The sequence below is a fragment of the Lentzea alba genome (assembly GCF_011067745.1).
Classification (GTDB): domain Bacteria; phylum Actinomycetota; class Actinomycetes; order Mycobacteriales; family Pseudonocardiaceae; genus Lentzea; species Lentzea alba.
On the sequence record NZ_JAAMPJ010000008.1, the window covers coordinates 394,839 to 408,464 of the forward strand.

Sequence of the window (13,626 nt, forward strand, 5' to 3'; positions counted from 1 at the left end):
ACCGCCGCCGAGTGGGTAGGTGCCTCAGACATCCGTCTTCTCCTTCCGCACGGCCTCACGGTCCTTGTCCTTGCGTGGCGCCGCACCTCGTTCGAGCAGGTCGGTGAACAGCTCGCGGTAGTGCACCATCGCGGTGCGCAGGTCCTCGGTGCTCGCCTCGCCGATCTCCTGGCGTTCGGAGATGTCGTGCGCCTTGCGGTAGTGCTCCAGGGTCCGTGCGTGTTCCACGGACAGCACGCTCAGCTGCGCTTCGTAACCCTCGGTGGGATAGCCGCGCTCGGCCATCAGGTCCGTCACCAGCCGGTCGGCGTCCGCGATGGCGCTCTCCGGCGAATCGACGAACTTCGCCTGCACGTTCGCCCAGTGCCGGCGGTAACTGTCCTGCGCCGTAGCGGAAAGCGGCTTCAGGTCGAACTCGCTGTGACGGTGCTCCCGCTCGGCGAGCTCCTTCTCCGCGGCCGTTCTGCTGTCGTTGCGCTCGACCGCGTGGTCGTACTCGGGGCCGAAGCGATCGCGCAGCTTCTTGCGCTGCATGGCGGGCCTCAGCACGAACACGAGGACGACCAGCACCACGAGAACCGCGACCACCAGGCCGATGATGGCGCCCGTTGACATGGAAAACCTCCAAGACAGGCAAATGTCTCTGCTGTCCTGGAGGCTTTCCCTGCTTCCCGAAAGGGAAACATCAACCCTTGATACAAACCACCTGCTTGAGCTTGGCCACGACTTCCACGAGGTCGGACTGGTTCGCCATCACGGTGTCGATGTCCTTGTAGGCGCCCGGAATCTCGTCCACCACGCCGGAGTCCTTGCGGCACTCGACACCACTTGTCTGGGCGGCGAGATCCTGGGTCGTGAACGTCTTGCGGGCCTTGTTGCGCGACATCTTCCGGCCGGCGCCGTGCGACGCCGACTCGAACGAGTCCGGGTTCCCGAGACCGCGCACGATGTACGAGCCGGTGCCCATCGAGCCCGGGATGATGCCCAGCTCGCCGCGTCCGGCCCGGATCGCGCCCTTGCGGGTCACCAGGACGTCCTCACCGAAGTGGTTCTCCTCGGAGACGTAGTTGTGGTGACACGAGATCGGCTCCTCGAACCGGATGTGCGGGAAGTCGGCGCGCAGCACGTCGCAGACCAAACGCAGCATGACCGCGCGGTTACGCCGCGCGTAGTCCTGCGCCCAGTACAAGTCGTGCCGGTACGCCGCCATCTCGGGCGTGCCCGCGAGGAACACGGCGAGGTCCGGGTCCGGCAGCTCGGCGTTGTGCGCGAGCTTGCGCGCCGCCGCGATGTGATGCTGCGCCAGCTCGTTGCCGATCCCGCGCGACCCGGAGTGCAGCATGACCCACACCTGCTGGTCGGTGTCCAGGCAGACCTCGAGGAAGTGGTTGCCGCCGCCGAGCGTGCCCATCTGGTGCATCGCCTTGTCGGCGCGCGCCTTCACGGCAGGCGTCAGGTCGTCGAACTTCCTCCAGAACGGCGTCCAGTCGGCCGCGTCCCTTTCGGTGAAGGCGGTCGCCTTGTGCTGACCGAAACCGACGGGGACCACGGCCTCCATGCGCGACCGCAGGCCGCGCAACGTCGCCGGCAGGTCGCTCGCCGTGAGCGAGGTGCGCACGGCGGCCATGCCGCAGCCGATGTCCACGCCGACCGCCGCGGGGGAGACGGCGTCGCGCAACGCGATCACCGATCCCACCGTGGCGCCCTTTCCGTAGTGCACGTCGGGCATCACGGCGATGTGCTTGACGGCCCACGGCAACGCGGAGATGTTCTGGAGCTGTTGCATGGCGAACTCCTCGACCTCGTCCGGTCGAGTCCACATTCGGATGTCCACGTTCTGGCCGCGGACCACAGTTGCTGCCATGCCTACGAGGTTAGGCGGCGTTTTGCTGGATCCACAAAGGAGTTTCTTCTGCGCCGACGAACTCCCAGGCACCCTTGCGCACCTTGGCCTTGCTCATGTCCCCGCCGATGTCGGTGACGAACGCGCGCACGGTCGGGAGGTCGTTGACGTCCGCGATGAGGATCGCCTTGTTCCGCAACGTGACGCTGCCGCCGCCGAGCTTCTCGCGGGCGACGGCGTCGTTGAGGAGGCCCTCGCGGACCTGCTGGGCGGTGATGCCGTCGACCTCGACCTGGACGGCGTCGACCTTCGGCGAGTTCGCGGGCAGGAAGCGGAACGTGAGCACCGACTCCTGCCTGAACTGCTTGCTGATCGTCGAGGCCGTGTGCCGCAGGCTTTCCTCGTTGAGGGTGACGTCGAACTTGCGCGAGCGTTCGAACGTCGTCTGCCGCAGATCGCTCGACCAGAACACGCCGTCGAGCAGCGTGGACCGGGTGGTGACGCCGCCGTTGGCGCGCACGATGCCGCGCACCTCGCGGTCGAACTTGACCAGCTTGTCCTGCAGGCGCGGATCATCGGGGTCGGTGATGATCGCGGTGTTGTTCGTCGCGAAGATCTCCGGGCACGGCAGCGGTTCGCCCGCCGCCGTGCCCGTGGAGACCGTGATCGCCAGTACCGACGTGACTGCCACCAGAAGCTTTCGCATGGGGCACAACGTATTGGCCCGGGGTGCCTCGGGCATACCCCGTTCCACTCAGCGGGCCACCGCGCGTTTGTACTGGTAGTTGGCCAGCGGAACGAAGACCAGCAGGAAGATCACCACCCAGCCGAGTGACGCGAGCACCGGGTGCTGCAACGGCCAGGCGTCCGGCGGTGCCTGCAACGGCGAGGTGTTGCCGAAGAGCTCGCGGGCGGCCAGCGTCACCGCCGACACCGGGTTCCACTCCGCGATGTGCCGCAGCACCGACGGCAGCTTCTCCGACTGCACGAACGTGTTCGCGATGTAGGTGATCGGGAAGATGAAGATGAAGCTCGCGTTGTTGAACACCTCGGGGCTGCGCACCAGGAGCCCGATCCACGCCATCGCCCACGAGAACGCGTAGGCGAACAGCAGCAGGATCGCGACTCCGGCGAGCGCCTCCAGGGGTGACGAGTGGATGCGCCAGCCGACGATCAGACCGGTGATCATCATGATGACGACGACCAGCGCGTTGTTGACCAGGTCGGACGTCGTGCGGCCCACCAGGACAGCCGAGCGCGCCATCGGCAGCGAGCGGAACCTGTCGATGATGCCCTTGGTCATGTCCTCGGCGAGTCCGCTGCCGGTGATGGTGGCGCCGAACAGCACGGTCTGCGCGAAGATGCCGGCCATCAGGAACTCGCGGTAGTCCATGCCGGGGATCTCGATCGAGCCGCCGAACACGTAGGCGAACAGCAGCACGAACATGATCGGCGCGGCGGTCGAGAACACCAGCAGGTCCGGCACCCGCTTGATCTTGATCAGGTTGCGCTTGGCGACGACCGACCCGTCGGCGAGCGCTTGCAGCAGCTTCACTTCTCGTCCTCGTCTTCCGCGTGGTGGCCGGTCAGGGTCAGGAACACGTCGTCGAGCGTCGGCCTGCGCAGTCCGACGTCGAGCACCTTCACCGACTCGGCGTCGAGCCGCCGGATCGCCTCCATCAGCACCGAGGACCCGCCGGCGACCGGCACGGTGAGGTGGTGCTGGCGTTCGTCGGACTCCATCGCGCCGACGGCGAGATCGGCCAGCGCTGTCCGGGAGATGCCGAGTTCGGCGTTGGTGGCGACGGAGAGTTCGAGCCGTTCGCCGCCGACCTGTTCCTTCAGTTGGTCGGAGGTGCCCTCGGCGATCACCTTGCCCCGGTCGATCACGGCGATCTGGTCGGCGAGGCGGTCGGCCTCCTCGAGGTACTGGGTGGTGAGGAGAACCGTGGTGCCGCCTTTGACGAGTTCCTCGATGACGTCCCACATGCCGAGGCGTGAGCGGGGATCGAGGCCCGTGGTGGGTTCGTCGAGGAACAGCACCGACGGCTTCGCGACGAGCGCGCCCGCGAGGTCGAGCCTGCGACGCATGCCGCCGGAGTAGCCCTTCACGGGACGGTCGGCGGCGTCCTCGAGGTCGAACCGGGCGAGCAGTTCGCGGGCACGTTCGCGACTCCTGGCGCGCCCGAGGTGGTAGAGGCGGCCGACCATGTCGAGGTTCTCGAACCCCGTCAGGTTGTCGTCGACCGCGGCGTACTGGCCGGACAGGCCGATGCTCTTGCGGAGTTCGCCGGCTTGCTTGCGGACGTCGAGGCCGGCGACGCGTGCCGCCCCCTCGTCGGCGTCGAGCAGGGTGGTGAACACCCGCACCGCCGTCGTCTTGCCCGCGCCGTTGGGGCCGAGCAGACCCGTGATGGTGCCCTCGGGCACTTTGAGGTTCAGGCCGTTGAGTGCGACGACCGACCCGTAGCGTTTGACCAGGCCTTCGGCCACGATCGCGTCTGTCATGCGGGCATCATGTCGTTCAGGTCCGACAATTTCGTCCGGTTTCGGCATTTGCGCCGGGGCGATTGACAGCCGGTCTGAACGTGAAAATACTTCATCCTCATGGACCGCGTGTGCGTCATCGGGGCAGGCTCTTCCGGCATCGCCGCATGTCAGGTGCTCAGCGCCCGCGGCATCGAGTACGACTGCTTCGAGTCGGGTTCCGAGATCGGCGGCAACTGGCGCTACCTCAACGACAACGGCATGTCGTCCGCCTACCGTTCGCTCCACATCAACACCTCGCGGCAGATGATGGAGTTCAAGTCCTTCCCGATGTCCGCGAACCTCCCGGCCTACCCGTCGCACTTCCAGATCGCCGAGTACTTCGACGACTTCGTGAAGCACCACGGATTCCGCGACCGCATCCGGTTCCGGACCGAGGTCGTCTCGGTTTCGGCAGCTTCGGGTGGGTATTCGGTCACCACGCGCGACCGCGACACGGGTTCGGAAGGTTCGTCCTCGTACAGCTCGGTCATCGTCGCGAACGGGCATCACTGGTCGCCGCGGATGCCGGAACCCGCCTTTCCCGGCTCGTTCGACGGCGAGGAGCTGCACGCGCACTTCTACAAGACGCCGGAGCGTTTCGCGGACAAGAGGGTGCTGGTTCTCGGTATCGGGAACTCGGCGTGCGACATCGCGGTCGAGTCGTCGCGGGTGTCTTCCCGGACGTTTCTGGCGATGCGCCGCGGCGCGCACATCATGCCCAAATACCTGTTCGGGATGCCGACCGATCATCTGACGACCTCGCCGCTCGCCCGGTTCGCGCCGGCCTGGCTGCAGGCGCTGTCCCTGCGGGCGATGCTGCGGCTGGCGCGGGGCAAGCTCTCCGACTACGGGCTGCCCGAGCCCTCGCACGGGATCTTGGCGGCGCACCCGACGGTGTCCGACGACCTGCTGACCCGGCTCGGGCACGGCGACATCACGGTGAAGCCGAACGTCGCCCGGCTGGACGGGTCCGGTGTGGTCTTCGCTGACGGCAGTCGTGAGGACGTCGACGTCATCGTTTACTGCACCGGGTACAAGGTCGAGTTCCCGTTCCTGGACTCCGCCGCGTTCCCCGCCGTGTCGTCCGCGGACAACGAGGTGTCGCTGTATCGCCGGGTCGTGGATCCGGCGCACCCCGGGCTGTACTTCCTCGGGCTGATCCAGCCGCTGGGGGCGATCATGCCGCTGGCCGAGGCGCAGGCGGAGTGGATCGCCGATCTGGTGTCGGGGCGTGCGGCGTTGCCTTCGGCGCCGGAGATGAAGGCGGAGATCACCGCTTACCGGGAGTCGCTGCGAAGCCGGTACGTGAAGTCCAAGCGGCACACCCTGGAGGTCGACTTCCTCGGGTACCAGCGGGAGCTGCAGGAGGAACGCCGGGCCGGCGCCGCCCGCCGCTGACCCTCTTTGCAATGAGTCTTTTGACTTCGTCCGCAAACGTTTTTTGCATCCGGGCGGGCCGAGGCAGCGATATATCAGTTGCGAGACGGCTGTGAGCTGGGGTTTAGCAATGGGTCTTTTGACGACGTCGTCAAAAGACCCATTGCTAAGGGCGTGGCGGGACGGCGAAACGGATCGTGGTGGGAGGGAGGCGTGGGTACGGTCGGCCGGTGGATGTCGAGGCGGCTAGTGCTCAGGTGATCGTGCTCAACGGCGGGTCGAGCTCCGGCAAGTCGGGGATCGCGCGGTGTCTGCAGGCCCTGTTGCCCGACGCGTGGCTGGCGATCGGGGTCGACACGTTGATCGACGTGATGCCCGCGCGGTTGCGGCTCGGGTCCGAGGGGATCGGGTTCGCGCAGGACGGTGAGGTCACCGTCGGGGGCGAGTTCCGGTTGCTCGAGGACGCGTGGATGGAGGGGGTCGCCGCGATGGTGCGCGCGGGGGCGCGGGTGATCGTGGACGACGTGTTCCTGGGTGGGCCCGAGTCGCGGCAGCGGTGGGAGAAGGTGCTGGACGGGTTCGTCGTGCTGTGGGTCGGCGTGCGGTGTGATCCCGCTGTCGCCGCGGGCCGGGAGCTTGCGCGCGGCGATCGGGTTGCCGGGATGGCCGAGGTGCAGGCCGATCTGGTGCATCGGGGGATGACCTACGACGTCGAAGTCGACACCGCGCGGTGCGAGGCGATCGAGTGCGCGAGGGTCATCGCCGCGAGGCTCTAGAAGCGGATGGGATGGCCACGGCACCGTGACCGCCGATGAACAGCCGAATCCGGCGGGCGCCACGCCGGATTGGTGTCAACCGTCCGAATCGATCGGCGGTCAGCAGCAGTCGCAACTCGTGCAGCAGTCGTCCATCCCGTTCACCTCCCCTCCGGCGGGCACCACGGTGGACAGTCGGTACCGACCATGTCCACCAGATCCGAGCGGAGTCGCGCGAGCCGGGCCATTTCGGCGTCGATCTCGTCGATGTGCCGCCGCAGCAACTCCCCGGCCGGCTCGCACGGGCACTCGCCGGTGTCGCGGACGGCGAGCAACGACGAGATCTCCCGCAACGTCAGCCCGAGGCGCTGGCAGTCGCGGATGAACCGGATCCGATCGGCGGCCGACGACGGGTACTGCCGATACCCCGACGACGTGCGCGGCGGCGGTGCGATCAGCCCCGCGCGTTCGTAGTACCGCACCGTGTCGGGCCGGACCCCGACCTGGCGTGCGAGCTCGGCGACTCTCATGCACCCAACGCTAAACCTGTGAGCGCACTCCAAGGTCAAGCGTCATCCCAACGAAAAGCGGGGCCGCCGACGTCACGTCAGCGGCCCCGCTCGCAAAACCGATCAGTGCACGCCCAGCACGCCGTCGACGCGGCGCGGGATGCCCAGCGGGTTCGCGTCCTGCAGTTCCGGCGGCAGCAACGCGTCCGGCCACGACTGGTACGTCACCGGGGCGATCCACCGGCGGATCGACGTGGCGCCCACCGACGTGTGCAGCGGGTTCGTCGTCGACGGCCACGGACCACCGTGGTGCTGGCCCCACGCCACCGCGACACCGGTCGGCCACGCGTTGAAGATGATCCGGCCCGCGACATGGCGCAGCACCTCCGCGATGGCACCAGCCTCCGCGTGGTCCGACTCCTCGGCGTGCACCGTGCCGGTCAGCGTGCCCGGCAGCTTCGCCAGCACCGAATGCAGTTCCTCGGGCGACGAGTACGTGATGGCCAGCGCCGCCGGACCGAAGTGCTCCTCGGTCAGCTTCTCGAGGTTCTCCTCGAACACCGACACCGGCACGCTGAACAGCCGCGGCGCCACCGCCCACGCCTCGTCCGGACGCGTACCCGTGGACACGACGGACACCAGGTCCGACGCGGCCAGCGCGTCCGTCGAAGCCGTGTAGGAGTCGCACATCCGCTCGTTCAGCATCGCGCCACCGGCGGTCGCCGCGACGGCCTCACCCAGCGCCGGCACCAGCGACGCGGGCGTGAACACCAGACCGGGGTTCGTGCAGAACTGCCCCACACCCATCGTCAACGACGCCGCGAACCCCGCGGCGATGTCCTCACGCTCAGCCGCACCCGGCAGGATCACCGTCGGGTTCACACTGCCCAGCTCGCCGTAGAACGGGATCGGGTCCGGCCGGCCCTGCGCCAGGTCGAACAACGCCCGCCCGCCACCGGTCGACCCGGTGAAACCGACCGCGCGCACCGCCGGGTGCTTCACCAGCGCGACACCGGACTCGGTGCCGTACACGATGCCGAACACGCCCTCGGGCGCACCGGCCTCGCGCAGCGCGTCCACGACAACCCGAGAGGTCTCCCGAGACGTCGACGGGTGCGCGGAATGTGCTTTCACCACAACGGAACAGCCGGACGCCAACGCGGACGCCGTGTCACCACCGGCCACCGAGAACGCGAACGGGAAGTTCGACGCGGAGAACACCGCCACCGTCCCAAGAGGACGGAGAACGCGCCGCAGCACCGGACGCGGCGGGATGATGTCCGGGTTCGCCGTGTCCAAAGTGGCCTCGACGTAGCTGCCCTCGCGCAACACCTCCGCGAACAACCGCAGCTGGTTCGTGGTGCGCTTCAACTCGGTGGTCAGCCGCGGCACACCCAGCGCCGTCTCGCTGTCGGCCGTGGAGACCAGCAACGACGACTCGGCGTCCAGCGCGTCCGCGACCTTCTCCAGCGCCACCGCGCGGTCCGCCGCTGGAACGACCGACCAGGCGGAGAACGCGACGGCCGCGGCCGAGGCGATCCGGTCCACCTCGCTGTCGGGGGTCTTCGCAACCGGCTCGCCGAACGGCTCACCGGTGCGCGGGTTGTATCCCTGAACGACGTGGCTCAACGCCCTGCCTCCTTGACTGCCGTGTCGTAATCGGGGCCGCACCAGGCCCCGCCCACGTACTTCGCCGCGTACGACGAGGGGTCGAGTTCACCGCCGTGCTTCTCCAGCACTTCCGCGGCGTACACCTCGGAGTCGTCCTGCGGCTCGTAACCCAGCGCGCGAGCCTCGTCCAGCGAGAACCAGCCGCGCTTGTTGTCCGAAACGCCCCACACGATCCGGAACCCCGGCGACGCAACGGAAAGACACGCCTCGAACAGGCGTGCGCCGTCGTCCGGCGACATCCACGTCGACAGCATCCGCACGTCACGCGGTTTCTCGAAGCACGAACCGATGCGGATCGCGATCACGTCCATGCCGTAGCGGTCGGCGTACAGCGACCCCAACGCCTCCAACGCCACCTTGGACACACCGTAGTAGGTGTCCGGGCGCGGGAAGACGTAGTCACCGGCCTCGCCATCGGCGCGCTCCACGTAGCCCACGGCGTGGTTGGAGCTGGCCAGGATCACTCGGCGCACACCGGAACGCCGCGCGGCCTCCAGCACGGTGTGCGTGCCGTCGATGTTCACGCTGAGGATCTTGTCCCACGCCTCCTCGAGGCTGTGGCCGCCGAGGTGGATCACGGCGTCGACGTCCTTCATCGCGGCTTCCATCGCGTCCATGTCGGTCACGGTGGCCTGGACGAGCTCGACGTTCTCGCCGTCGGCGGCCGCGGGTAGCTCCGCGATGTCCAGCAGCCGCAGGACGCGGCCCTCCGTCGCGAGGCGGGTGCGCATGAGCGTTCCCACCCCGCCACCGGCGCCGGTGATCAGGATGCGTGCGGTCACGGGTTGGACCCCTCCGTCTTGTGCAGATGTTTCGGCGGTGCTCGGATCAGCGACCGAACTGGCGGAGGAGCTCGGTGATCGTCCGGGCGGCGTCCAGCAGAGCGGAGATGACCTGCCGCTCGTGCTCGGGGTCCAGTCTGCCCAGTGGGACCGAGCAACTCATAGCGTCCAGAACGGGGTTTCGGTACGGCAAGGCGACGGCGAAGCAACCGAGCCCCGGCGTGTTCTCCTCACGTTCGTGGGCATATCCGACATTCCGGAAGCCGGCGAGCTGCTCGTGCAGCGCCGCCCGATCGGTCACGGTGTTCGGGGTCAGCGGCGTCAGCATGTCCGGGAGGATGCTGTCGACCTCCTCCGGCGTGCGCGTCGAGAGCACGGCCTTGCCCAGCGACGTCGAGTGCGCGGGCAGCCGGCGGCCGACGCGTGAGACGACGCGCAGGTGGTGCTCGGACTCGCGGCTCGCCAGGTAGACGACGTCCGCGCCGTCCAAACGGGCAAGGTGCACGGTCTCGTTGATGTCCTGCCGCACCTGCTCCATCACGCGGATCGCCGCGCGCACCACCGGGTCGTGGTCCAAATAGGACGTACCGACGAGCAGCGCGCGCACGCCGATGCCGTACGTGCCCCGGTCCGAGTCGACCTCCACCCAGCCGCGCGCGACCAGCGTCTGCAGCAGCATGTACAGGCTGGACTTGGGGTAGCTGAGCTCGCGGTGCAACTCGGTGAGCGTCAGCCTGCGGTCGGACGCGGAGAGCACTTCGAGCAGCTCCACCGTGCGGTCCGCGGACTTCACCGCGCCCGGACGGGCCGTGCCCTTGTCGATCGGCGACGCCACCTGGCCTCCTCGGCCGTCTTCTGGAAACCGGTAAGCAACTTGCCCAACTCACCCTTGACACGTTGCTGTGCTGATTCTTACAGTCCTGCATCAGGTTCACAAGTACGACCCCAGTTCATATATCTGAACATGAAGGGCTCCGACGATGCGCCGTAGAACCGCCACCACAATCGCCACGCTCGGCGTGGCATTGCTGCTCGCAGGCTGTGGCAGCAGTGGCAACACGGCGGCGTCGACCAAGGACCCGAACAAGCCTCTCGAGGTGTGGACCCGCTCGACGGAGGCAACGGCGAAGGTCTACGAGAAGATCTTCAAGTCGTTCACCGAGAAGACCGGTGTGCAGGTCGACTACAAGCCGATCTTCAACGACTTCGACAAGCAGGTGCAGCAGCGCGCCGCGTCCAAGGACCTCCCCGACGTGGTCGTGACCGACACCGGTTCGCTCGGCAACTTCGTCAAGCAGGGCTGGACGACGGAGATCAAGCGCGAGGACATCGCGGGCGGCGGCGACATCGTCGACCGGGCCTGGAACAACGGCAAGGGCGCGGACGGCAAGTTCTACGCCATCCCGTACTCCACGCAGGCGATGGTCACGCTGATCCGCAAGGACTGGCGGGAGAAGCTCGGCAAGCCGATCCCGACGACGTGGGAAGAGTTAGACGATCTCGCGCGTGCGTTCACCCGTAACGACCCTGATGGAAACGGGCAGAACGACACGTACGGCATGCTCGTCCCCGGAACGGTCGACCGCGGCTACCTCGCCTGGTGGGCGGCCAGCTACATCTGGCAGGGCGGCGGCGACATCCTCGACGAGGACGGCGGCGGCAAGTTCTCCGTCGGCATCGACTCGCCCGAGTCGACCAAGGCGATCGAACGCCTGCGCAAGCTCTTCTGCGAGGACAAGGTCATGCAGCCGGGCTCGCTGACGCTGAGCACGAACGACGCGCACCCGCTGTTCGAGTCGGGCAAGAGCGGCATCTACCTGACCGGCCCGTACATGATCGGCCGCTTCGACAAGTCGGTCGGCAAGGACAAGTACGAGGTCATCGCCTCCCCGCGCGGCCCGGCCGGTGCCACCGTGCTCGGTGAGGGCGAGGACATCTACCTGATGGCCGGCTCCGCGAAGACCGCCGACCAGAAGAAGCTCGCCGAGTACATGATCACGCCCGAGGCGCAGCAGGCCGGCATGAAGGGCGACCCGCAGCCAGTGGTCCGCCTGCCCGTCAACAAGAACGTCGACGTCAACGCGACGTACAACGACCCGCGCTGGGCGACCGTGGCGGGCGTGTACAAGAGCGAGGCGCGGCCGTTCCCCAGCGTTCCGAACTTCACGCCCTTCCGGCAGAAGACCTCGGAGACCCTGAACTCGATCTTCGCCAAGTGCCCAGCCGACTCGTCGGCCGAGCTCAAGACGCTGGCGGAGGCGCTGAAGAAGGAACTCGAGAACCAGAAGGCGTCGCAGTGACGGCAGTTCAGCATCACTGGGACACCCAAGACGTGGGCTCGACGGCTAGTGGCGGCGGTGCCGTCGAAACCCACCCCGTGAGGCGGCGCCGCCGGCGCCGCCTCACGGGAGCCACCCCAAGAGGAAATGTCTGGGTCCCGTGGTTGTTCCTGCTCCCCGCCGCGCTGATCTTCCTGGTCTTCAAGTTCATCCCGATGGCCGAGGGAATCCGGCTCTCGCTGTTCGAGGTCCGGCCTTTCCTCGGCGACATCTTCGTCGGCTTCAAGAACTACGCCACGATCCTGCAGGACGAGAAGTTCCTGACGGCCTCGTGGCACACCCTGGTCCTGGCCGGTGGGCAGACGCTCGGTGCGATGCTCATCGGCTTCTTCCTTGCCCTGCTGCTCGAAGGCCACGCCAAGTCGTTGTGGTTCGTGCGCTCCGCGGTGTTCCTGCCCGTGGTCGCGGCGACCGCCGTCATCGGTGAGATCTGGCGGCTGTTCTTCTACCCGGCGCCGGAAGGCTTCCTCAACGAGGTCATCTCGTGGATCGGCCTCGGTCCTTGGGAGTACATCCACAGCACGGACACCTCGCTGGTGTCGGTCATGTTCGTCGGTATCTGGAAGCACGCGCCGTACGACATGGTGCTGATCCTCGCCGGGCTCGCCGGTATCGACCGTCAGCAGTACGAGGCCGCCGCGATCGACGGAGCCTCGACGCCGCAACGGATCTGGAACGTCACCCTGCCCGCGCTGCGTCCCGTCATCACGATCCTGCTGACGCTGGCGGCGATCCGCGGCCTGCGCGTCTTCACCGAGGTGTACGTCCTGACCGGCGGCGGTCCGGCCGGATCGACGGACGTCTGGATGACGCGCGTCTACACAACGGCGTTCGAACAGTCCGAGGCCGGTCTCGCCTCGGCTGGTTCCGTGCTGTTGTTCCTGGTTACCTTGGTTCTCACGGTCAGCGTGCAGTGGTACCGCCGCAGGAAGGAGGCGCGGTGAGCGTCAACTCGAGCCGCTTCGACAGCGCCATCGGCTGGTCCACCCGTCCCGACGCGTGGATCAGCAAAGGCGTTCGGCTGCTTTTGAGCGCCCTCGCGGTAATCCTTTTCTGCGGTCCGCTGCTGGTCATCTTCTCCGGCGCGTTCGACCACAACCCGGACCCGACCAAGCTGTCGGTGATCCCGGACAACCCGTCGCTGATCAACTTCCAGGTCGCGGCGGAGAACAAGATCTGGCACTACCTGACGAACTCGTTGATCATCGCCGGTGGCGCGCTGCTGTTGCAGCTGGCGGTGAGCGTGTTCGCCGCTTACGCGTTGGCGCGCAAGAAGTTCCGCGGTCAGGCCATCGCACTGCTGGTCATCCTCGCCACGATGATGTTGCCGGAGGAGGTCATCGCGATCCCGCTGTCGCTGGTGATCGGAGACCTACCGCTGGTGCACGTGAGTTTGAAGGGCACGCTGCTCGGCGTCATCCTCCCGCTGGGGGCGTGGGGTTTCTCCATCTTCGTCATGACGGAGTTCATGAAGGAGATCCCCGCCGAACTGGAGGAGGCGGCCAAAGTGGACGGTGCCGGGGAGCTGCGCCTGTTCGCGCAGATCATTCTCCCGCTGTGCAGGCCCGCGCTCGGTGTGATCGCCGTGTTCGGCTTCAACATGATTTGGGAGCAGTACCTGCTTCCCCTGATCGTCGCCGCTGACCCCTCCGATTACACGCTCACGGTCGCACTTCTCGCCCTGCGGTCCGACGACATGGTCGGGACGGGCATCGTGCTGGCCGGAGCGTTGCTGGCGCTGGTACCGAGCCTGGTCGTGTACCTGTCGCTGCAGAAGTCCTTCCTGCGTGGGATCACCACCGGAGCGATCAAGGGATGAGT

Annotated in this window: 14 protein-coding genes; 5 read left to right on the forward strand and 9 right to left on the reverse strand. The window is 67.2% G+C overall.

Annotated features, from left to right (window positions below; genetic code table 11):
• Positions 1–24: 24 nt before the first annotated feature.
• From G7043_RS29180 to G7043_RS29200, 5 genes are all read right to left on the reverse strand, one after another.
• Positions 25–615 carry a hypothetical protein gene (locus G7043_RS29180; RefSeq protein WP_166050915.1) on the reverse strand — a complete coding sequence of 197 codons (591 nt, stop codon included), beginning with the start codon at positions 613–615 and terminating at the stop codon, positions 25–27.
• A 70-nt stretch (positions 616–685) separates the two neighbouring features.
• Positions 686–1,864 (reverse strand): RtcB family protein, encoded by a 1,179-nt coding sequence (locus G7043_RS29185; protein WP_166050917.1) that lies wholly within the window; start codon positions 1,862–1,864, stop codon positions 686–688.
• 10 nt (positions 1,865–1,874) lie between these two features.
• Positions 1,875–2,549, reverse strand: coding sequence for a hypothetical protein (locus G7043_RS29190; protein ID WP_166050919.1), 675 nt, complete (start codon positions 2,547–2,549; stop codon positions 1,875–1,877).
• A gap of 48 nt (positions 2,550–2,597) precedes the next feature.
• Positions 2,598–3,398, reverse strand: a complete 801-nt coding sequence (locus G7043_RS29195) for an ABC transporter permease (protein ID WP_166050921.1) — start codon at positions 3,396–3,398, stop codon at positions 2,598–2,600.
• Complete coding sequence (locus tag G7043_RS29200) at positions 3,395–4,351, reverse strand: ATP-binding cassette domain-containing protein (protein ID WP_166050923.1); 957 nt, start codon at positions 4,349–4,351, stop codon at positions 3,395–3,397. Before G7043_RS29200 ends, G7043_RS29195 begins: the two co-directional genes overlap by 4 nt.
• Positions 4,352–4,450: 99 nt before the next feature.
• On the opposite strand from G7043_RS29200, the gene G7043_RS29205 reads away from it, so the two are divergent.
• Entirely contained in the window at positions 4,451–5,770 is a 1,320-nt protein-coding gene (locus tag G7043_RS29205) for an NAD(P)-binding domain-containing protein (RefSeq protein ID WP_166050925.1), read from the forward strand.
• Between the two features lie 209 nt (positions 5,771–5,979).
• Positions 5,980–6,525 carry a chloramphenicol phosphotransferase CPT gene (gene cpt / locus G7043_RS29210; protein WP_313888131.1) on the forward strand — a complete coding sequence of 182 codons (546 nt, stop codon included), beginning with the start codon at positions 5,980–5,982 and terminating at the stop codon, positions 6,523–6,525.
• A gap of 140 nt (positions 6,526–6,665) precedes the next feature.
• Here the strand turns inward: cpt and G7043_RS29215 are convergent, their stop codons facing one another.
• The 4 genes from G7043_RS29215 to G7043_RS50010 form a co-directional block, all read right to left on the reverse strand.
• Complete coding sequence (locus tag G7043_RS29215; RefSeq protein WP_166050927.1) at positions 6,666–7,034, reverse strand: heavy metal-responsive transcriptional regulator; 369 nt, start codon at positions 7,032–7,034, stop codon at positions 6,666–6,668.
• 102 nt (positions 7,035–7,136) lie between these two features.
• Positions 7,137–8,642 carry an aldehyde dehydrogenase (NADP(+)) gene (locus G7043_RS29220; RefSeq protein ID WP_166050929.1) on the reverse strand — a complete coding sequence of 502 codons (1,506 nt, stop codon included), beginning with the start codon at positions 8,640–8,642 and terminating at the stop codon, positions 7,137–7,139.
• Positions 8,639–9,466, reverse strand: coding sequence for an NAD-dependent epimerase/dehydratase family protein (locus tag G7043_RS29225; protein WP_166050930.1), 828 nt, complete (start codon positions 9,464–9,466; stop codon positions 8,639–8,641). Before G7043_RS29225 ends, G7043_RS29220 begins: the two co-directional genes overlap by 4 nt.
• A gap of 46 nt (positions 9,467–9,512) precedes the next feature.
• On the reverse strand, positions 9,513–10,301 hold the full coding sequence (locus tag G7043_RS50010; protein WP_313888132.1) for an IclR family transcriptional regulator: 789 nt from the start codon (positions 10,299–10,301) through the stop codon (positions 9,513–9,515).
• 145 nt (positions 10,302–10,446) lie between these two features.
• Between G7043_RS50010 and G7043_RS29235 the strand changes: the two genes are divergently transcribed.
• The 3 genes from G7043_RS29235 (at position 10,447) to G7043_RS29245 (ending at position 13,624) form a co-directional block, all read left to right on the forward strand.
• Positions 10,447–11,766 (forward strand): ABC transporter substrate-binding protein, encoded by a 1,320-nt coding sequence (locus tag G7043_RS29235; RefSeq protein WP_166050932.1) that lies wholly within the window; start codon positions 10,447–10,449, stop codon positions 11,764–11,766.
• A gap of 143 nt (positions 11,767–11,909) precedes the next feature.
• Positions 11,910–12,749: a carbohydrate ABC transporter permease gene (locus G7043_RS29240; protein WP_207311826.1), complete on the forward strand. Its 840-nt coding sequence runs from the start codon at positions 11,910–11,912 to the stop codon at positions 12,747–12,749.
• Positions 12,746–13,624, forward strand: coding sequence for a carbohydrate ABC transporter permease (locus G7043_RS29245; protein ID WP_313888133.1), 879 nt, complete (start codon positions 12,746–12,748; stop codon positions 13,622–13,624). Before G7043_RS29240 ends, G7043_RS29245 begins: the two co-directional genes overlap by 4 nt.
• Positions 13,625–13,626: the final 2 nt, after the last annotated feature.

Excerpts from the sequence above, each read along its gene's own strand:
- G7043_RS29205 (WP_166050925.1), top strand. The coding sequence starts at position 4,451 with ATGGACCGCGTGTGCGTCATCGGGGCAGGCTCTTCCGGCATCGCCGCA.
- G7043_RS29215 (WP_166050927.1), bottom strand. The coding sequence starts at position 7,034 with ATGAGAGTCGCCGAGCTCGCACGCCAGGTCGGGGTCCGGCCCGACACG.
- G7043_RS29185 (WP_166050917.1), bottom strand. The coding sequence starts at position 1,864 with ATGGCAGCAACTGTGGTCCGCGGCCAGAACGTGGACATCCGAATGTGG.
- G7043_RS29180 (WP_166050915.1), bottom strand. The coding sequence starts at position 615 with ATGTCAACGGGCGCCATCATCGGCCTGGTGGTCGCGGTTCTCGTGGTG.
- G7043_RS29200 (WP_166050923.1), bottom strand. The coding sequence starts at position 4,351 with ATGACAGACGCGATCGTGGCCGAAGGCCTGGTCAAACGCTACGGGTCG.
- G7043_RS29190 (WP_166050919.1), bottom strand. The coding sequence starts at position 2,549 with ATGCGAAAGCTTCTGGTGGCAGTCACGTCGGTACTGGCGATCACGGTC.
- G7043_RS29235 (WP_166050932.1), top strand. The coding sequence starts at position 10,447 with ATGCGCCGTAGAACCGCCACCACAATCGCCACGCTCGGCGTGGCATTG.